This is a genomic window from Bacillus sp. N1(2025), assembly GCF_053470005.1.
The window spans coordinates 17,382-34,340 of sequence record NZ_JBLTJB010000005.1; the positions used below are offsets into that span (position 1 = coordinate 17,382).

At 44.9% G+C, this 16,959-nt stretch carries 36 protein-coding genes; all 36 read left to right on the forward strand.

Annotated features, from left to right (window positions below; all coding sequences use genetic code 11):
• The first annotated feature begins 7 nt into the window (after nucleotides 1-7).
• A complete protein-coding gene (locus tag ACNFN4_RS12785) occupies nucleotides 8-196 on the forward strand; it encodes a hypothetical protein (RefSeq protein ID WP_014304477.1) in 189 nt (62 codons plus the stop codon).
• Nucleotides 196-1,146, forward strand: a complete 951-nt coding sequence (locus ACNFN4_RS12790) for a YqaJ viral recombinase family nuclease (RefSeq protein WP_053574364.1) — start codon at nucleotides 196-198, stop codon at nucleotides 1,144-1,146. The genes ACNFN4_RS12785 and ACNFN4_RS12790 overlap by 1 nt, the downstream gene beginning before the upstream one ends.
• A gap of 2 nt (nucleotides 1,147-1,148) precedes the next feature.
• On the forward strand, nucleotides 1,149-1,991 hold the full coding sequence (locus tag ACNFN4_RS12795; protein ID WP_053574365.1) for a recombinase RecT: 843 nt from the start codon (nucleotides 1,149-1,151) through the stop codon (nucleotides 1,989-1,991).
• Between the two features lie 164 nt (nucleotides 1,992-2,155).
• Nucleotides 2,156-2,875, forward strand: a complete 720-nt coding sequence (locus ACNFN4_RS12800) for a DnaD domain protein (RefSeq protein WP_448200222.1) — start codon at nucleotides 2,156-2,158, stop codon at nucleotides 2,873-2,875.
• On the forward strand, nucleotides 2,760-3,731 hold the full coding sequence (locus ACNFN4_RS12805; protein WP_448200223.1) for an ATP-binding protein: 972 nt from the start codon (nucleotides 2,760-2,762) through the stop codon (nucleotides 3,729-3,731). Before ACNFN4_RS12800 ends, ACNFN4_RS12805 begins: the two co-directional genes overlap by 116 nt.
• Nucleotides 3,728-3,871 carry a hypothetical protein gene (locus ACNFN4_RS12810; RefSeq protein ID WP_013351200.1) on the forward strand — a complete coding sequence of 48 codons (144 nt, stop codon included), beginning with the start codon at nucleotides 3,728-3,730 and terminating at the stop codon, nucleotides 3,869-3,871. The genes ACNFN4_RS12805 and ACNFN4_RS12810 overlap by 4 nt, the downstream gene beginning before the upstream one ends.
• Before the next feature lie 93 nt (nucleotides 3,872-3,964).
• Nucleotides 3,965-4,126: a hypothetical protein gene (locus tag ACNFN4_RS12815; protein WP_193551603.1), complete on the forward strand. Its 162-nt coding sequence runs from the start codon at nucleotides 3,965-3,967 to the stop codon at nucleotides 4,124-4,126.
• A gap of 57 nt (nucleotides 4,127-4,183) precedes the next feature.
• Nucleotides 4,184-4,585 (forward strand): YopX family protein, encoded by a 402-nt coding sequence (locus ACNFN4_RS12820; protein WP_448200224.1) that lies wholly within the window; start codon nucleotides 4,184-4,186, stop codon nucleotides 4,583-4,585.
• A complete protein-coding gene (locus ACNFN4_RS12825; RefSeq protein WP_448200225.1) occupies nucleotides 4,572-5,030 on the forward strand; it encodes a DUF1064 domain-containing protein in 459 nt (152 codons plus the stop codon). The genes ACNFN4_RS12820 and ACNFN4_RS12825 overlap by 14 nt, the downstream gene beginning before the upstream one ends.
• 119 nt (nucleotides 5,031-5,149) lie before the next feature.
• Nucleotides 5,150-5,302: a hypothetical protein gene (locus tag ACNFN4_RS12830; RefSeq protein ID WP_169509751.1), complete on the forward strand. Its 153-nt coding sequence runs from the start codon at nucleotides 5,150-5,152 to the stop codon at nucleotides 5,300-5,302.
• Nucleotides 5,303-5,383: 81 nt separating this feature from the next.
• Nucleotides 5,384-5,587: an XtrA/YqaO family protein gene (locus ACNFN4_RS12835; protein WP_448200226.1), complete on the forward strand. Its 204-nt coding sequence runs from the start codon at nucleotides 5,384-5,386 to the stop codon at nucleotides 5,585-5,587.
• Nucleotides 5,588-5,618: 31 nt separating this feature from the next.
• Complete coding sequence (locus tag ACNFN4_RS12840; protein WP_123117359.1) at nucleotides 5,619-5,948, forward strand: VWA domain-containing protein; 330 nt, start codon at nucleotides 5,619-5,621, stop codon at nucleotides 5,946-5,948.
• A complete protein-coding gene (locus tag ACNFN4_RS12845) occupies nucleotides 5,945-6,166 on the forward strand; it encodes a hypothetical protein (protein ID WP_123117358.1) in 222 nt (73 codons plus the stop codon). Before ACNFN4_RS12840 ends, ACNFN4_RS12845 begins: the two co-directional genes overlap by 4 nt.
• Entirely contained in the window at nucleotides 6,163-6,423 is a 261-nt protein-coding gene (locus ACNFN4_RS12850) for a hypothetical protein (RefSeq protein WP_017417489.1), read from the forward strand. The genes ACNFN4_RS12845 and ACNFN4_RS12850 overlap by 4 nt, the downstream gene beginning before the upstream one ends.
• Nucleotides 6,424-6,426: 3 nt before the next feature.
• Nucleotides 6,427-7,251, forward strand: coding sequence for a DNA adenine methylase (locus tag ACNFN4_RS12855; RefSeq protein WP_448200227.1), 825 nt, complete (start codon nucleotides 6,427-6,429; stop codon nucleotides 7,249-7,251).
• 109 nt (nucleotides 7,252-7,360) lie between these two features.
• The gene (locus ACNFN4_RS12860; protein ID WP_448200228.1) at nucleotides 7,361-7,498 is read left to right on the forward strand and encodes a hypothetical protein; all 138 of its coding nucleotides are present in this window, start codon (nucleotides 7,361-7,363) and stop codon (nucleotides 7,496-7,498) included.
• An 11-nt stretch (nucleotides 7,499-7,509) separates the two neighbouring features.
• A complete protein-coding gene (locus ACNFN4_RS12865) occupies nucleotides 7,510-7,728 on the forward strand; it encodes a hypothetical protein (RefSeq protein WP_073982313.1) in 219 nt (72 codons plus the stop codon).
• A 56-nt stretch (nucleotides 7,729-7,784) separates the two neighbouring features.
• Entirely contained in the window at nucleotides 7,785-8,060 is a 276-nt protein-coding gene (locus ACNFN4_RS12870; RefSeq protein WP_448200229.1) for a hypothetical protein, read from the forward strand.
• Nucleotides 8,057-8,476 carry a YopX family protein gene (locus ACNFN4_RS12875; RefSeq protein WP_448200230.1) on the forward strand — a complete coding sequence of 140 codons (420 nt, stop codon included), beginning with the start codon at nucleotides 8,057-8,059 and terminating at the stop codon, nucleotides 8,474-8,476. Before ACNFN4_RS12870 ends, ACNFN4_RS12875 begins: the two co-directional genes overlap by 4 nt.
• Nucleotides 8,477-8,704, forward strand: a complete 228-nt coding sequence (locus ACNFN4_RS12880; RefSeq protein ID WP_063636452.1) for a hypothetical protein — start codon at nucleotides 8,477-8,479, stop codon at nucleotides 8,702-8,704. It begins immediately after the preceding gene.
• 12 nt (nucleotides 8,705-8,716) lie between these two features.
• A complete protein-coding gene (locus ACNFN4_RS12885; RefSeq protein ID WP_319921070.1) occupies nucleotides 8,717-8,917 on the forward strand; it encodes a hypothetical protein in 201 nt (66 codons plus the stop codon).
• Nucleotides 8,914-9,279, forward strand: coding sequence for a hypothetical protein (locus ACNFN4_RS12890; RefSeq protein ID WP_319921069.1), 366 nt, complete (start codon nucleotides 8,914-8,916; stop codon nucleotides 9,277-9,279). The genes ACNFN4_RS12885 and ACNFN4_RS12890 overlap by 4 nt, the downstream gene beginning before the upstream one ends.
• Nucleotides 9,276-9,458: a hypothetical protein gene (locus ACNFN4_RS12895; RefSeq protein WP_053574155.1), complete on the forward strand. Its 183-nt coding sequence runs from the start codon at nucleotides 9,276-9,278 to the stop codon at nucleotides 9,456-9,458. Before ACNFN4_RS12890 ends, ACNFN4_RS12895 begins: the two co-directional genes overlap by 4 nt.
• Nucleotides 9,459-9,462: 4 nt before the next feature.
• Nucleotides 9,463-9,774, forward strand: coding sequence for a hypothetical protein (locus ACNFN4_RS12900; protein WP_448200231.1), 312 nt, complete (start codon nucleotides 9,463-9,465; stop codon nucleotides 9,772-9,774).
• Entirely contained in the window at nucleotides 9,774-10,208 is a 435-nt protein-coding gene (locus tag ACNFN4_RS12905) for a hypothetical protein (RefSeq protein WP_448200232.1), read from the forward strand. The genes ACNFN4_RS12900 and ACNFN4_RS12905 overlap by 1 nt, the downstream gene beginning before the upstream one ends.
• A gap of 10 nt (nucleotides 10,209-10,218) precedes the next feature.
• A complete protein-coding gene (locus ACNFN4_RS12910; RefSeq protein ID WP_053574182.1) occupies nucleotides 10,219-10,401 on the forward strand; it encodes a hypothetical protein in 183 nt (60 codons plus the stop codon).
• 95 nt (nucleotides 10,402-10,496) lie between these two features.
• Nucleotides 10,497-10,625, forward strand: coding sequence for a hypothetical protein (locus ACNFN4_RS12915; protein ID WP_003155870.1), 129 nt, complete (start codon nucleotides 10,497-10,499; stop codon nucleotides 10,623-10,625).
• 13 nt (nucleotides 10,626-10,638) lie between these two features.
• Nucleotides 10,639-11,154 carry a sigma-70 family RNA polymerase sigma factor gene (locus ACNFN4_RS12920; protein WP_342005286.1) on the forward strand — a complete coding sequence of 172 codons (516 nt, stop codon included), beginning with the start codon at nucleotides 10,639-10,641 and terminating at the stop codon, nucleotides 11,152-11,154.
• A gap of 105 nt (nucleotides 11,155-11,259) precedes the next feature.
• Nucleotides 11,260-11,397: a hypothetical protein gene (locus ACNFN4_RS12925; protein WP_014304494.1), complete on the forward strand. Its 138-nt coding sequence runs from the start codon at nucleotides 11,260-11,262 to the stop codon at nucleotides 11,395-11,397.
• A gap of 298 nt (nucleotides 11,398-11,695) precedes the next feature.
• Nucleotides 11,696-11,908, forward strand: a complete 213-nt coding sequence (locus tag ACNFN4_RS12930; protein WP_072177182.1) for a helix-turn-helix domain-containing protein — start codon at nucleotides 11,696-11,698, stop codon at nucleotides 11,906-11,908.
• 132 nt (nucleotides 11,909-12,040) lie between these two features.
• Nucleotides 12,041-12,223, forward strand: a complete 183-nt coding sequence (locus tag ACNFN4_RS12935; RefSeq protein ID WP_202274331.1) for a hypothetical protein — start codon at nucleotides 12,041-12,043, stop codon at nucleotides 12,221-12,223.
• Between the two features lie 163 nt (nucleotides 12,224-12,386).
• Nucleotides 12,387-13,148 (forward strand): phage terminase small subunit, encoded by a 762-nt coding sequence (terS, locus tag ACNFN4_RS12940; RefSeq protein ID WP_202274330.1) that lies wholly within the window; start codon nucleotides 12,387-12,389, stop codon nucleotides 13,146-13,148.
• A complete protein-coding gene (locus tag ACNFN4_RS12945; RefSeq protein WP_044802087.1) occupies nucleotides 13,135-14,343 on the forward strand; it encodes a PBSX family phage terminase large subunit in 1,209 nt (402 codons plus the stop codon). Before terS ends, ACNFN4_RS12945 begins: the two co-directional genes overlap by 14 nt.
• Entirely contained in the window at nucleotides 14,343-15,746 is a 1,404-nt protein-coding gene (locus ACNFN4_RS12950) for a phage portal protein (protein ID WP_448200233.1), read from the forward strand. The genes ACNFN4_RS12945 and ACNFN4_RS12950 overlap by 1 nt, the downstream gene beginning before the upstream one ends.
• A complete protein-coding gene (locus tag ACNFN4_RS12955) occupies nucleotides 15,733-16,653 on the forward strand; it encodes a phage minor head protein (RefSeq protein WP_101605526.1) in 921 nt (306 codons plus the stop codon). The genes ACNFN4_RS12950 and ACNFN4_RS12955 overlap by 14 nt, the downstream gene beginning before the upstream one ends.
• Nucleotides 16,654-16,659: 6 nt before the next feature.
• Nucleotides 16,660-16,941, forward strand: coding sequence for a hypothetical protein (locus ACNFN4_RS12960; RefSeq protein WP_202274328.1), 282 nt, complete (start codon nucleotides 16,660-16,662; stop codon nucleotides 16,939-16,941).
• Nucleotides 16,942-16,959: the final 18 nt, after the last annotated feature.

Below are 16,959 nucleotides of genomic sequence, written 5' to 3' on the forward strand. Positions count from 1 at the left end.
TTTATACATGGCTAAAGCAGTTAAAGTGGCATTCAGCGAGCGTGCTGAGGATCAGCAACGTTTAAGGCAGGTAGGCGGTTCAATTGTATTCGCCAAAAACGGTAAAGCGCAGTTTAGTTTCCCTTCAATGGATCACTACCGGGAATGGCAGCAGCTTGGCGCGGAGGCTTACAAAAGAAAGGTGGGGCTGATCTGATGCAAGCAGAGGTTTTCGCTTCGACAGCGGACATGAGTCGGGACGAATGGCTTCTTGAGCGACGGAAGGGAATCGGCGGTTCAGATGCTTCCGTAATCTTAGGCATAAACAAATGGCAAACGCCGTTTGAATTATGGTTAGACAAAACTGGACAGGTGCCTGTGAGCGAATCAGGCAGTGAAGCTGCATACTTCGGTTCTCTTCTTGAAGATATTGTTGCAAAAGAATTTGAGGTGCGGAGCGGGAAAAAGGTTAGGCGTAAAAAGTCCATGCTCAAACATCCTGAATATGACTTCATTTTAGCGAATGTTGACCGAATGATTGTAGGCGAAAAAGCCATATTGGAGTGCAAAACCACGTCAGCATATAACCTGAAAGAATGGGAAGATAACGAGATTCCTGACAGCTATATTGTTCAGGTTCAGCATTATCTTGGTGTTCTTGGTCCCGAGTATAAAAAAGCATATTTCGCTGTGCTTATCGGCGGTAATAAATTCGTTTGGAAAGAGATTGAGCGCGATGACGAGCTCATTGCGATGATCTTTCAAGCGGAGGTTGAATTCTGGAATGAAAAGGTCTTGGGCGGAAAGGCGCCAGCTCTTGATGGTTCGAGTGCTGCAGAAGAATATCTCAAGCAACGTTATTCCGAGGCTGAGGGCGGTAAGGTTGTTGATCTCACATCTGCTAATAAAACACGCATTCAGCAGTATTTGCAGCTTAAAGAACAGATCAACGAGCTTACATTGCAGGCAAAGGAATTAGAAAACCAGATCAAACATGAAATGAAGGAAGCAGAATATGGCTTCATCGGAAATTATCAAACAAGCTGGAAGTCAGTTTCAACGAACCGGATCGACAGCAAGATACTAAAAGAGCAGTTTCCAGATGTATATGAGAAAGTCACAAAAGAAGTGCAGTACAGACGCTTCGGAATTAAGGAGGTTAGCTAAACATGGCTACAAATCAATCGCTTAAAAACAGCATTCAGAAGAAACAAAACAGTTCTCCAGCACAACAGCAAGGAACAACGATAAAGGGACTGCTTTCTTCTCCAGCGGTCATGGGCCGGTTTGAGGAGGTTTTAGGTAAAAGGGCGCCACAGTTCACAGCATCAATTCTGAGCCTTTACAACGGCGAAAAAATGCTCCAAAAGGCAGAGCCTATGAGCGTAATTTCATCGGCGATGGTGGCGGCTACGCTTGATCTTCCGGTTGATAAAAACTTGGGTTATGCGTGGATAGTTCCGTATGGCGGCAAAGCACAGTTCCAGCTCGGATACAAAGGGTATATTCAGCTGGCATTGCGAACAGGCCAATACAAATCTATCAACTGCATTGCTATTCATGAAGGGGAGCTTCAGAAATGGAACCCACTGACGGAAGAAATTGAAATTGATTTTGAACAACGTACGTCTGAGGACGTGATAGGGTACGCTGCATACTTTGAACTGCTAAACGGTTTTCGAAAAACTGTCTACTGGACAAAAGCTCAGGTCGAGAAGCATAAAAAGAAATTCAGTAAATCAGATTTTGGATGGAAAAACGATTGGGATGCTATGGCACTGAAAACAGTTTTGAAAGCTATTTTGAGCAAGTGGGGCATACTTTCTGTGGAAATGCAGAAGGCAGTCATTGAGGATGACGAGGAACGTGAACGGATCGACATTACTGACGAAATGGCAGATGCAGAAATCATTGATGCCGAAGCGTCGGAAGAAAAGCCAAGCGCGCAGAATGCTGATCCTTTTGACGGTAAGCCTGTTGACATTAGTGAAAATGACCTGCCATTTGATTAAGGTTGGCATCCCTTTCTGTTACAAGTGGATGACGGAAGGGGCCCCAAATCGTGCCCAACTGTTCCGTGATTATGTCGAAGGCTATCTAAGAACAAATGAACCTGGCTTACGTTTAGTCCGCATCAGCGGCATGACAGCACTGTGTGAAAGGAAGTAGGTGAGCCATGAACTACCTGAAAGAAATGAACGGCTTCATGAATTGGTTAGAAACGAATCCGTTGTCTGCAACAACACAAGCGTTATGGTTCCATCTGATGCACATCAACAATAAAACCGGGTGGCGGGAGTGGTTCACCACTTCAAATACCACTCTTCAAGCAAAAATCGAGATAACAGAAAACACGTTGATAAAGCACCGGAAAATTCTGATCGAGCTCAAACGAATAGAATACGAGCCGCAGGGGAGAAAGGCCGGGAAATACAAACTGATCTCTTTTGAAAATCCAGTACGTTATGAGGAAATGGAGAACTGTAAAGCGGATACGCCAGACGTGGTATTGCCGAAAGAAGAATCATCGCCAAGAGCACAGCAGGAGGTTGACGAAAATATGAAAAACGCATTTGAACTATTCGAAAACAAAACAGCCCGCACCATTGGCACGATGGAGGTTCAGCGGCTCGGGTATATGGTGGATGATTACGGCGAAGAGAAAGTCATGGAGGCAATGAAACAGGCGTTCAGAAGCAAGGGAAACAACGTCAATCTGAATTACATTGAAGCAATCCTCTCAAACCCATTCAGCCAGAGACGAAAGGAGAAACAGCAGTATGGAAGCTCACAAAACGCAAGATATGGACGCGGCAATGAAGGCCATTCTAACCAAGCTCCGGGATCGGTCAGCAGCATCTTCAACGGGACAGGCCGCCTCAGAAGAAAAGGCTGAATACGAGTGTTCTGACTGCAAGGATAAGGGCATTATTGTTTACCGTATTCACCAAGACACCGAGCGCCAATTGAGAAAAGAGCATAAGACAATGGAAAGCCTGGCCCCTGATCAAATGGTCAGAGAAGAGGATTATCTTGCAGGGAAAGTATGCTTGCCGGATAAGGCCCGAGAATGGAAAACCACATTTTCAAAGCAATGTGAGTGTGTAAAACGGAAAAAGATCGCCCGGCTTATGAAGGCCAGCGGCATCACGGAGGAATTCGAAAAGCTCCTTTTTGGCAACTTCATTAAGGACGGGAAGCCGGACATGATCAAGGACGCTTATGAGTGCGCGGTGGAATACTATAAGGATTTTCAGAGCATCAGGGGAAAACGTTCAAACAGTATCGCTTTGCTCGGGCAGCCGGGCAGCGGAAAAACGCACCTGTTAACGGCGATCATGAACAATCTGATCAAGAAAAAATCAATTTACTGCATGTATTTCCCGTACGTTGAGGGAATGGGCGATCTGCGAAGTGACTTTGATCAACTGGAAACAAAGCTCGATGCCATGCGAAAAGCTGAGGTTCTGTTCATTGATGATTTATTCAAGCCAGTTTTTGCAACGACCATGGAGGGGCGAATCAAAAAGCCTCGTGCTACCGAATGGCAGATTGAGCAAATTCAATCGGTTGTGAATTACCGGTACTTGAATCACAAGCCTCTGCTAATCTCTTCCGAACTCGACACGGGTGAACTTTTGGATATTGACGAGGCGCTGGGCTCCCGGATTCATCAAATGTGCAGAGATTACACGGTGATCATTAAGGGCGACCGGATGCAATTAAATCATAGGTTAGGAGATTGGGAATGACGGAAAAAGCGAACTTCACAGCAACCGGCGGCATGTATCTGTTCGGGCCCGCCGAGCAAACGGCCGGCCAGGACCTTACTCCGGCGATCCGGGTGCTTGAGGAAAAAATCAAACAAATGGAGCTGATGCACAGTGCTTAAAGCGGTTATCCTGCTGCCGGCCATCATCTTCACGGCGCCATACAAGGAAAAGCAGATCCAGCACTGGGAACAAATTGACGGGAGGTAAGGGAAATGAGATATAAAGCGAAAGTGACAGCAACAGCGGTAGTCGAAATGGAAGCATGGGTACATCAAGATGCCTCGGGAAATATCGAAATAGAGGACGTTGAATATGTTGAATATGTTGAAGAAATAGAGAATTTTAAAAATGTTAGACCAATTGACGGGAGGTAACGACGGCACGCGGGAACGAGCCGATAAGGAAATAGTCAGAGATATGGAGGCGGAAGAATGAGAGAAGTTTTGTTTCGAGGAATGGGCATCAACGGAGAATGGTATTGCGGGAACCTATCAATTATTAAACAAAGAATCAAGAGCATGGGTATTGATCCCGGTTCTTATATCTCTAATAAAACTGGGGTTCCATTTGCTTACAGTGTGAGGCCGGAAACAGTTGGGCAATTCACTGGATTAAAGGACAAAAACGGCCGGGAGATTTATGAGGGAGACATTCGAAAAGACGCTTTGGGGAGAATATTTAAGGTTGTTCACGAGAATGATTTAGCTGCATTTTACGGAGAATATACCAACGGGCATTATGATTCTCTTGGTGATTGCGGGCCGGATTCTGAATTTCTCGGAACAGTCTATCAAAATCCTGAGCTTTTGGAGGCCTTGTATGCCAGCAAATAAGTACGGCGCTAGGAAAACACAGGTAGACGGCATCACGTTCGACAGCCGGGCCGAAGCCAAATACTATGAGCAATTGAAATGGCTCAAGGTGAGCAAGCAGATCAAAGATTTTAAGCTGCAGCCGCGGTTCTTGCTTCAAGAGGCATTCAAAAAGAACGGCAAGACTTTTCGGAAGATTGAATATATTGCAGATTTTGAGGTTCATAACTTGGATGGCAGCATCGAGATTATTGACATCAAGGGCGTGGAAACAACGGAATTTGCCATCAAACGCAAGCTGTATGAGCGGCTTTACGAGACGCCACTCAAGGTGCTGGCGCTGGATAAGACACTCGGCTTCATTGAGCTGGACGAGCTGAAAAAACTCAAAAGAAAGGCGGGGAAGACTACTGCGAAACGTGGTAATCGTAGACGATCGGCCGTTGTGGGTGCAGGAAGAAGATAAGCTCATGGCCTGCATGACGCTCTGTTCCGATTACAAACGATGCGCCAGCCGCATATGAGCGGATTGCAAAAAGCTTGGAGGTTCAGAAATTCCCAAAATCAATTCAGGAGGTTATCGCTATGCAAGAAAAAATCAATCCATACAAGCCCGGTCCAGTTAAGGAGTGGAAAATGACGCCGGAGCAGTTGGCGGCATACGTCGAAAAGCATCCGATCATCTACCGCGAGGAATTAAAGCCATCTGCCGGCTTAACGATGCGGCTTCCGTCGTAAAACGTAAAAAAGCACCGAAGCTGCGCCTCAGTGCCCTTGATATGAACTGGTACTTCTATCATAGCACAGGGGGCGGCCAGAGTGAACAAGCCAACAGAAATAAAAAATTATGAAACAACTATTCAGCAAAGCATCGAGCCGGGGAAAGTCCGCATCATCGTTTTAGATGGCACTGAAGGGACAGCCCACTTAATGGAAGCCCCGGAACACGGTAAAACAATCATTCAAACAATAAAAGGCGGCCTGGCTCGTTGTGATTACGAGATCGGCCATAAATTCAAATAGCAGGGGTTTCCCCTGCGGGGGAGGAACGGGCATGAAAGAGAGAATTGAACGTCTGAAAAAACTGACATACATTCCGCGGAAGGAAATTGCTTGGCTTATTGAGCAAGCTGAACAGACTGTTAAGCAGCAGGAAATCATCGAGGAAAACAAGCGTCAGCAGGAAATCGCGGTCAATCAGTTTCGGCAGGCTCAGGAAGAGATTCAGCGGCTTACAAAAGAGAATGACAGGTTCAGAAAAGCTTTCCATCTGTTCGCAAATATGAAAACAGTGAGAACGGCGCCTGAATTGGTAATTCAAAGGTATTCCCGATATGCGAAGGAGCTTCTTGAAGGCAGAGCATTGGAGGGTGATGCGGAATGAATTCGTATAAACAAATTTGCCCGTACTGTGGTTGCACAGAAGAAGAATGCTATGCCAACTGGGATTCGGACAGCGACGGAACTGTAACGTGTTCGAAATGCAATAAAGATTATTATTCTATGCCGCAGTATCGCTTCGAGGGTTGGCAGGTCGAAAAAATTTGTGAAGAATGTGGCGAAAAAGAAAGTGAATGTTTTTGCGAGGAGGAAGAAAAATGATGCCATTACAAGTAGAACTACAACGGAACGTGAAGGCCACGAAGGACGAAGCAATGACCGTCGAGCAGGCAGCCGAGCTTTTAAAGGTCCACCCGGACTACATACCGACGCTGGTCGCTCGGTCTGACGATCTGAAAATGATCGGCGACCATACCATTATCGCTAAACGGGATAAAACAAATATCTGGCTTGTCGGGGCATGCGTGGGGCTCATCTTCTTCACTATCTCCGTCTTGCCGAATTTGATAGGGGGTTAAGGGATGGCGCGCTCACCGTTAATCTGGTTCGGTGGCAAGGCAAAATACGCCGATCACATCATAAATAAAATGCCCGCCCATAAGGTGTACGTCGAGCCTTTCGGCGGCGCGGCTCATGTCATAGCGAATAAGCCGCAAATGGGACATGAAGTGTATAACGATATTGACGGCCATGTGGTGAATTTCTTGATGCAAGTCAGAAAGGATCCGAAGGCCATGCAGCAGGCCTGCGAATCCATTCCGTACAGCCGGGCGCTCTATGAGAAATGGAAAACTGAAGATTACCCACAAGATGATTTTGACGGGGCTGTCAGGTGGTTTTATATGAACCGTTCCGGCATTAGTAAGGGGAGCGCGGAGGAAGTACCGCAGACAGGCTGGAGGCATAGCACACAAAGCGGACAGAACCCTGCTGGCGGATACATAAGCGCCTGCGCTGCCTTCGAGTCTTTCGCTAACCGTATGAAGGGCGTCATGATCGAATGTAAGGATTTTCGTAACATCATCGAGAAATACGATAGCCCGGATACTCTGTTTTATGTGGATCCGCCATATGTTGGGCGCGAACGGTTTTATGCTGGCGGCTTTACCGAAGAGGATCACCGGGAACTGGCCCGGATGCTTAATCAGGTCAAAGGGAAAGTGGTTCTTTCTTATTACGATGATCCTTTGATACTCGAGATCTACCCGAACTGGGAGTCAGAAACCTTTTCCGCATACAAACAGGTTGTCGGCGGATCTGGAAAAAGCCGCGGAGCTGAAGAATTATTGCTGTTCAACTATAAGATCACTCAACTCAGCTTATTTGATTCGGTGGTCCGGCCATGATCGAATGCCATTTCCCGGACTGCGATTATAAAAAACTTGATTTAGAAATCCGCGCAGGTGCACGCTGCCCGCATTGTGGGCGCGTCATGGGCGCTGAGGAGGAAATAGCTTGAACCAGGATTACAGGCAGGCTTTCGAACAAGCATTGGCTGTCTTCCGTGAAAAGCACGGACCGGAAACAGGCGGCATGCTGCTTATGTGTCATGTGCATGAATTTCTACAAAATACCGTCGGCGGACGGAAATAGGGGGAACCGAAATGAAAATAGGGAGCATCTCATCAACGGAAAGTAAACCATGTGCATTGTGCAATAGAAAAACTAGCACATATAAAATCTATGAACAGTCCAACATAGCCATAAAAATTCCTCTGTGCGATACAGAAGAGAGAAAATGTTTCCGTGTAACAGATGTGAAAGACATAGCTGCTCTCGCTTTGAAAATGATCAAAAAAGTTATACCGGGGGCAGCGGAATGAACCACACCGACAACCCGATCATTTCAGACATCCAAACATTTGAAGGGGGAAGAACAATGAAATTTTATGAAATCCATGATCCATATTACGCGCTTATCAAAGCGAAAGACGAGACGGATGCTGAAAGGATTTACAACGAGTATATTTCTGACACGGACGATTACGAAAATTTTCAAGACGATGAAATCCGAGAAGTGGAACGAGACTATGCGCTCATTATGTATTCGCAAGTAAAGGGTGAAGATGGAGAGCTGATGTCTTACACCTATATTTCAGGCACTTTCAACGATCCGGACATTAAAGTACTTATCATGGATGGTTCGCTCCAATGAACGCAATATACAGAGTCTGGAACGGCAAGCAGATGTATTATGGGGATGACTTAAATCTGAACCTGTTCATAAGGCGTAAGGAATGGACGTTGTATAAAGAATCCGCAGGTTTATGTCCTGATATAGTCGCAACTAATTTAGATGGGATATCCGTTCTAATACATGGCACGGATCAGTTTCAAACATATGGAGCACTGAAACGAATTTATGCGGGCGATATCGTTAAACAGGAGGAAACAGCGCCCGGCGGTTTGTATGATCCGCAGCCATTCATAGGCGAAGTGAAAATGATTGACGGCTCATGGTGCATCGTCAATGAGAAAAAAGAAGAGTGCAGACCGTTGTTTTCTGAGACGGCGACAAATAAAGTCATCGGAGACATTTACCAAGATCCTGAGTTATTGGAGGGCGCATGAATGACAAACGATCAGATGAGAGATAAGGTCAGACATATGATAAGTGCCGGATATGAAGACGGAGGAATTGCCGAATATGATGAGTACAATAACATGCTTCAGGACTTCTTTGAGAACGAACTAATTGACTTACTTCCGAAAAAAGCGCTTCAATGCATCATAGAAAAGTTTGAGGAGATACACGAATCCGGACCATGGGATGGTTGTCTTTTGACAGGGAATTATTGAGGAGGGCGCGGAGTGATGAAGTGGACGGCAAAAGAAGGAAATTGCACATACACCATAGAGGAAAGAGCAGACGGAATTTTTGATCTCACTGTTGATGTTCTTGGTCAAAAACTCTATCTTTGGTTTCCGAGTTACGCAAGTGCCCGTAATTATCTGCGGAACGAAGAATCATTCACGGGCAGGATGAAACAGGTTAAGGAGGGCGCGGAGTGAAGCTTAAATTGACAGATGAGCAGTACAATGCATTCTGCACATTGTTAGGAATAGGAAATAAAGATGTGATTATTTCTGAAATCATTTATTTTCACGGAAGATGGGGAGACACTGGCAATATGAAATATGCCCCTTTAAACAATATTTCTCGCTATTCATTAGTTGAAGCGGTAGTGAAAGGGGATTTCGAAAAGCTGAAGACACCATTAGAAGAAGTTGAAAGGCTGATAAGTGTATATGAGAGAAGAGCAGATGCCGTATCACGAAAGGAAAATCCGTTGCGCGATGCATTCAGTGATGTTGTCGTTGAATTGAATGATCTGAAAGAGATCATTTTGAATCAGGAGGGCACGGAACAATGACAGAAAACGAAGAGCTTCAAGCAAGGTGCATCGAACTGGAAACGCGTAACGAAGATTTAGCGCGGACGATTCAGGAGCAAAACAAAATGATCCGGGGGCAGAACTGGCGAATCCTGTTTTTCGCCCTCTCTTGGGTCGTGTATGGCATCGCGAGTGCCGCAAATCATTTTTGGGGGTGACGGAATGACAGGAGCCGAAAATGACTTAATGCATTGTGAATGTGGAAAGCGGCTTGAACAGTTTGGTGGAGGCACTTGCTCTGACTGCTTTATGAAATCCGTTCATGAATCTATCGCAAACAGGAATAAGAACAAAGAAATAAAAATCTGGCGAGGGGATAAAATCCTGTGCGCATTTGATAAAAAAGATGTTGTGGACATCGTGAAATCATCGTCCGGCGTCTCCCGGATCGAAGTCGCAGACGGCAGTTGGTTTGAGATCGGTAAGACAGTCGAATACATGAAAGAGATTCTCGGAGTGGAGGAAATGAAATAATGAAAAAACTATTCAAATCAATCATTCTATCATCTGTATTACTTATGGGAGCCACGGCCGTTGCGCCATCTGCTTCTGCAGCATGGTCCGGCTGGCAAAACGAATCCGGGTACAGCGGCCGGGTGTTTACGGATGCCACGACTTACACGGCCGGCGCCTCAACGGTGGACTGGAAAGCCGAGAAAAAAGGATCAAGGACACTTTATTACACGGCCGGCGTATACAAGAAGCGCAGCGGCGGCGGGCTGACTGATACGAATCTGGTACAGCGGGGCAGCTTCAAAACGGCAACGCCTCTGAAATCATTCAACGTGAAAACGATCCGGAATAAGACCGGAAAGGGAACCTATGTCATCCAGCTGGACTGCTACTCTGATTCCGGCAAACGGAACTATATCGGAACATTTGAATCAGCAAAATTCCAAATCAAATAAGGGGGATTCGATGGCGCTGAGAATAGTTTTTCTGCTGATGGGGTTAGGATTCTGGTTTTATTTTCAGTACGAATACAGGCCGGACATGAAAGCAAACATCACGTTAATAGGCGCAATTCTCGCATTCACGGCCGCGGCGTTTTTTCAAGATATTGATAAGTATATAGAGAAGAATAAGAACGAATCTAACTGAATAAGTCCAAGACGGAAAGCCTGCGGACACTGATCATTGCACAGAATCACTGTGCTCTGATTGGTGTCCGTTTTTTATTTGAGCGGAGGGATGACATGAAGCAGAAAAAGAAAAAACCCAATAAAAACACGCAGGAGCGCTCAGATCGTTTCTGGCAACAAATGATGAACACAAACATGCAAACACTTAAACGAGGCAAGGGCGGCGCATTTAAGCGCAAATAAGGGGAGGATCAGAATGCAGGATTTAATCATTGAATACAAACGAGCTTTAAAAGAAACAAGAAAAATGTATCGGCTCTACAAAGATACGGCTGAAGTCAATCTGACAGCTGAACAGATCAACGACAAAAAGATTATCAGTAGCATGATCAGTGACATTGAATTCACTCTTGAATGGCTGCAGAACGGAAGACAGCCGGGCGCCCGCCGAGGTGCTGACAGAAGAGATGCATATCAAAGGACGATTCTTGCAGATCCGCGCTTAATTGATGCGCTGCCGGAAGAATACGCAATCGTTCAAGAAGCTGAGGGAGAGGTAAGTGATTGGGATAAGGAAAGAATCGCTGATGCCCTATCCGTGCTTACCGAAAGAGAAAAAGACATATTCATGATGCATGCTGTGCAAAACATGTCATTCGAAGAGATAGCGCAGTTATTGGGGATTAAAAAAGGAACCGTGCAGAAGAACATTGAACGTTCCCGCCTGAAAATGAAAAATAGAGCAGATCACAGCCTATTCTGTTTAGCGTGAATAGGCTCTTTTTTTATTGGAGAAATAATGAAAAAAGCCCATGAAATTACTTGACGTGAGTAAACAAACGAGGTATAATTAAAGTATAGAAAGGAGGGAAAGAGAGTGGCTGAAATCGCATTGGTACTGGGGATTATCCTCACAACTCTCACAGTTGTTGAAAAAGTCCTCATCATCAGGGAAAAGCTTAAAACAAAAAAGCCCAAAATCAAAAAACGCAGACGTCCAAGAAAGCGCAGATGATTTTGAGCCGAGGGAGAAGGTAGCGCTTCTCCCTTGCTCCAAGTATAGCAAATGCGGCGACTAAAGAAAAATACCTGAAAGCCAGCCACTTTCAAAAAAATGAAAAGTGTACAGTCCACAACCGATATTGTTGTTCTTCTCGCCCTGGCGTATATGTTGTTTTTCCGTCAGGATGTGGCAGCGGGACCATTGAAAACGGCTCTCGACATTAGTCTGATCATTTTATTTGTTGTTTCGATCATTGAGAAAGCATTTTCCCTTTACTTGAAATATCGCGAGAAAAAAGGATGATTCAAAAATGTACAAGCCTAAAGAGCGTGATGCAATCAAGAAATTCTTGAATGAAGAGATACTCAATACAAGTGAAGCGCTTGAGATATTGGGGTTCACCCGTCAGTATCTGAACCAATTAGTAAAGACCGGGGAATTAGAGCCGATGAAAGAAATGCCTCGGGACAGGCTTTTTCTGAAAGAGGATATTTTGGATTTTCAAAAGAATAGACGGAAATGAGCACCCTGTCAAAAGGGTGTTTTTTCGTCTTACGGTTGCCACCTATTTATGAAGGGCGCTTTCGTTCGACAAATTTTGCAAATAGTTCCTTTATCACACTCCTTAACCGATAATAAGGTGGGAGGTGAAACCATGAAATTAAAAGTATTGTTTAAATTTAAGGACGGTATGCTGTTTGAATCAGAGTTGGATGGAAGTGAAGGAGATTTTGTGAAAACAATTGTGAATGGGAAAAAGAACAACGCAACTCTCACACTTAACGGGAATATAGTTAGACGTTATGATGAATTATACTCTGTCGAATTTGTAATGTAATTTTAAAGCATCCTTACGGGTGCTTTTTTATGTTCTCTGTAAACTGATTCCGGTAAATCTCAGAAAAACAATTGGCGGTTAACGGTCTGAGTGCGGCGTCGGTTTAGAGGGAATATCTTCTCCAAAACAAACACGAATCAGAAGGGGGCGGCGGTGAATGTAGATGGCTGAAAAGCACATTCAGGCGTATAAGGATTACGTCAAAGGCATGAAATATAAGGACCTTGCTGAGAAGTACGGGGTGTCGGTGAACACCATTAAATCGTGGAAGCAACGGCATGGTTGGGAAAGGAAAAAGGGTGCACCCCCTGAAAAAAGTGTGCACACAAAAATAGGCGGGCAACCCGGCAACAAAAACGCATTAGGAAATAGCGGCGGGGCGGCTCCAGCAAGAAATCAAAACGCTGTATCACATGGGTTCTTCTCAAAGTATCTGCCGGAAGAAACGCTTGAAATCATGGAAGAGATTCAGGAGCGTTCCCCTGCTGATATGATATGGGATCAAATTCAGATCCAATACGCGGCCATTTTACGGGCGCAACGCATTATGTTTGTGCAGGATAAAGATGATACGGCAAAAGAGCTGAAAAAGGCAAAATACGTTTATCATCAAGATGAGGACGAAGAAGACAATTTAACATATGAAAAAAACATTGTAGAAGAAGAACTTGAAATACAATTCGCTTGGGATCGTCATGCGACTCTCTTAAACGCTCAATCTCGGGCAATGGGAGAGCTCCGGAGTCTGATAAAACAGTTCGACCAACTGGCGCATGAGCAAGATGAGCGGCGCCTCAAATTGGAACAAATGCGCTTGAATATCGAGAAGACGAAGAAAGCTGTTAACGGCGGCGACGGAAACACCCAAGAAAATGATATTGCCGCAATGTTGAGGAAAATGGTGAACGCCGATGGAACTGAATAAAAAGCAAAAAGAAGTTTGGGACAGCTTTATTAAAGAGCAACCCAAAATTCTAATTTGTAGCGGTGCAAAGAGGGCAGGAAAAACATTCGTGCTCCTTTTGGCGTTTCTTGCTCACGTCAGTAAGTATCAAAATATGGGCCTGAATTTTATCATTGGCGGTGCGAATCTGGGAACTATCAGGCGGAACGTTCTGACTGATTTAGAGCAGATTCTTGGGAAGGAATTGAAGCTCAATATGTCAAGCGCCGTTGAGATATTCGGTAATCAGGTATATTGCTTTGACGGAGCAAACGCAAATTCATGGAAAAAAGCGCGGGGATTCACGTCAGCCGGTGCGTTTCTGAATGAGGCGACTGCCCTGCATGATTCATTTGTAAAGGAAGTCATTTCCCGGTGCTCTTATAAAGGTGCTGTGGTCATGATGGATACAAACCCCGAAAACCCGATGCATACCGTCAAAACCGATTATATCGACAAAGACGGGCAAAGATTGAAGAGCGGCCGGCTGAACATCCGGTCATTTCATTTCTCGCTGTTCGATAACAATTTTCTCGATCCGGAATATGTGGAGAGCATCGTGGCATCGACGCCGAGCGGCATGTTTACAGATCGGGATATACACGGTTATTGGGTGGCGCCTGAAGGAGTCATATACAAGGATTTCAATAAGGATATTCACTATATCAGCTCTGAGGAATTGGAAAACAGGCGCGTCAATTTCAAAAAGTATTTTGCGGGCGTTGACTGGGGATATGAGCACCCGGGTTCTATTGTTGTAATCGGACAAGATGACCAGGGGTGTTTTTATTTGCTCGAAGAATATGCCAAGCAACATGAGGAAATTGATTACTGGGTGAAGATAGCGAAGGACATCAAAGAGCGATACGGCAACATCAATTTCTACTGCGATACTGCGCGGCCGGAACACGTTCAGCGGTTCCGCAGGGAGAAACTGCGTGCATTGAACGCTGATAAGGCGGTCATATCCGGTATCGAGGAAGTGGCGCGGCTGTTTAAGCGACATGAATTGTTCATCGTGAAAGATAAGGTCGCTCGCTTCGAAAAGGAAATTTTTATGTATGTTTGGAATCAAAAGACTGGCGATCCTGTGAAGGAATGGGACGACGTGCTGGACTCACTCCGGTACGCTCTGTATTCGCATAATAAACCGAAAAGGCGGAAAGGGGTGAGCTGATGAATCAGTTTATAGACATGATTGAGCAGTCCGGCATAACGCCTGAATTGATTGACAAGATCATTCAGGAACATAAGCCAGATCATGACAGAATGAAAAAGCTTTATGAACGGTACGAGGCTGAGGTTCAAGGCGTTCCGATCTTATCCAGAGAAGCCATTGAATACGAGGATTTTGAAACAGGAAAATTAAAACGTATTGATCATAAAGTAAACAATCGGCTGAACAACTCGTTTGACTCTGAAATCATTGATACAAAAGTGGGCTATCTGTTTGGTCATCCCATTGCATATGAGTTTGATGAGAGTGATGCGACAAGCACTACAATACCTGTAAAACAGCTGATCGAAGATTTTAATATGGAAAATAACATTGCTGATGAAGACAGCGAGTGGGGGAAGATGGCTTCTATTTGCGGTTACGGCGCCCGTCTCGCTTATGTTGATCGCTCCGGAAACGAGCGTGTAAAAAATATTGATCCATGGGAATGCGCCTTTATTACTGACGGAAGCATCCATGAACCTACTTACGCTTTGCGATACTACACGGTGTACGGCGGCAAGACCAAAGCAGAATTCTATGATGAGAAATATGTCTATTATTTCAGTACGAAAGACAGCTCGGCCTTCACTTTTGATAAAAAGGTCTTGCATCTTTTTGATGGCTGCCCCTTATTTGGTTTAGCAAATAACAAGGAGTTAAAGGGAGATGCAGAAAAGGTTCTTTCGTTAATTGATGCGTATGACCGCACATTGTCCGATGCATCGAATGAGATTGAACAATACCGGCTGGCATATCTGATTTTAAAAGGGCTTGGTGCTGATGAAGAGACGCTTGACCAGCTCAAAAAGAGCGGAGTCCTTGAATTGTATGACGAAAAAGATGACGTAAGCTATCTGACAAAGGATATAAACGATGCCATCATAGAAAACCATCTTGATAGGTTAGAAGAGAATATACTGCGCTTTGCGAAATCAGTCAATTTCTCCGATGAATCTTTTGGCGGGAATGTTTCAGGGGTTGCGATGAAATATAAATTGATGTCGCTTGAAAACAAATGCATCACGATGGAGCGGAAAATGACTGCTGCTCTGCGTTATCAATACAAACTGATCTTTTCTGCATGGGGCACTAAAAGGCAAGCGGCAGCGGAAGATTATAAAAAAGTTTGGTTTGGATTTAAGAGAAACCTTCCGGCAAATGTACTGGAAGAAGCAAACACGACGGGACAGCTTAAAGGAATGGTAAGTGAAGAAACTCGCCTGTCTCTGTTGTCGTTTGTTGATGATGTCCAGTATGAGCTGAAGAAGATGGAAGAGGAAGAAGAGGAATACAGGCTCAATATGCCGCCGTTAACGGATGTGGAAACAGACGCGGGCGGTGATGAAGATGAACCAGAATGATATTGATAAGTATCTGGACGACATGATCACTGAGGATGCTCAAAAGATTGATGTCGTTTTTGCATCTCGCTTAAAGGAGATCAATGCACAAATTGCCCGGCTGTATGCGAAGTACAGTAAGGACGGCCAGCTTACTTTAGCCGATGCCAACAAATACAATCGTCTGAACAAGGAAATGGAGAGGATGGCCGAGGAATCCCACAAGGCCTTTAAAACCATTCTGACTATTGTTGAGGCATTAGCAGCCAAGCAGTTTTTAGAGAATTATATGCGTTCTGCTTATCTATTTGAAATGGAATCCGTGGTTAACTTGGGTTTTAGCATCCCGACAGCCGAAGTCATTCGGCAGGCCATTCTAAACCCTATAGCTGAATTGACTTTGTCAGCGATATACAGGCGGCATCGAGACGATTATGTCCGGCAGATTCAAATTTCCGTCGCACAGGGCCTACAAGCGGGGGAGGATTATTCCAAGATCGCCCGCCGCATTGAAAGAGCGACCGAATTTGCCCGCAGGAAAGCCCGTGACGTGGCGAGAACAGAAGCTCATAGGGTACAAGTCTCGGCGAGGATGGAAAGCGCTGAAAAGGCCTCGAAACGGAGCAATCTTAAAAAGATGTGGAATGCTACCCTTGATCTTAAAACACGAGCCGGGCACAGGAAACTGGACGGCAAGACTGTTGAACGAAATGGGCTATTCAAATCTATTTACGGCGGCGTCGGCCCGGCTCCGGGGCACATGAATAATGCGAAAGATGACATAAACTGCCGTTGTACGATTGCTTTTAAAGTAAACGGCGTGCTGCCGGATACGAGAAGGGCGAGGGAAGGCGGCAGCGGGGCAGGCCAAACAATCCCATACCAAACCTATGAAGAGTGGTACAAATCCATTGAGGAAAAGGGGTAATGATCTATGAAAGTGAATGAACGTATTCAATATTTGCTTGAAATGCTGAATTGCGCTATTCGTTACGATGACTCTGATAGTTACGACGAGATTATGAGTGAGCTGAAACAAACACTGTTGCCAACAAAAACATTCGATGCAAAAAAAGCCAAAAAGCTTATTGAATCACAGGATATGTACAGGGCTAACTTAGAGGAGCTTGAAAAACAGAATGAACAAAGCAGTCTGACCGTTATTTTTAAGGGTGAAGCGTTGCAAAATTACCAGTTGTATAAAGATAGTCATTAAAGACCTGTCCTGAGCACG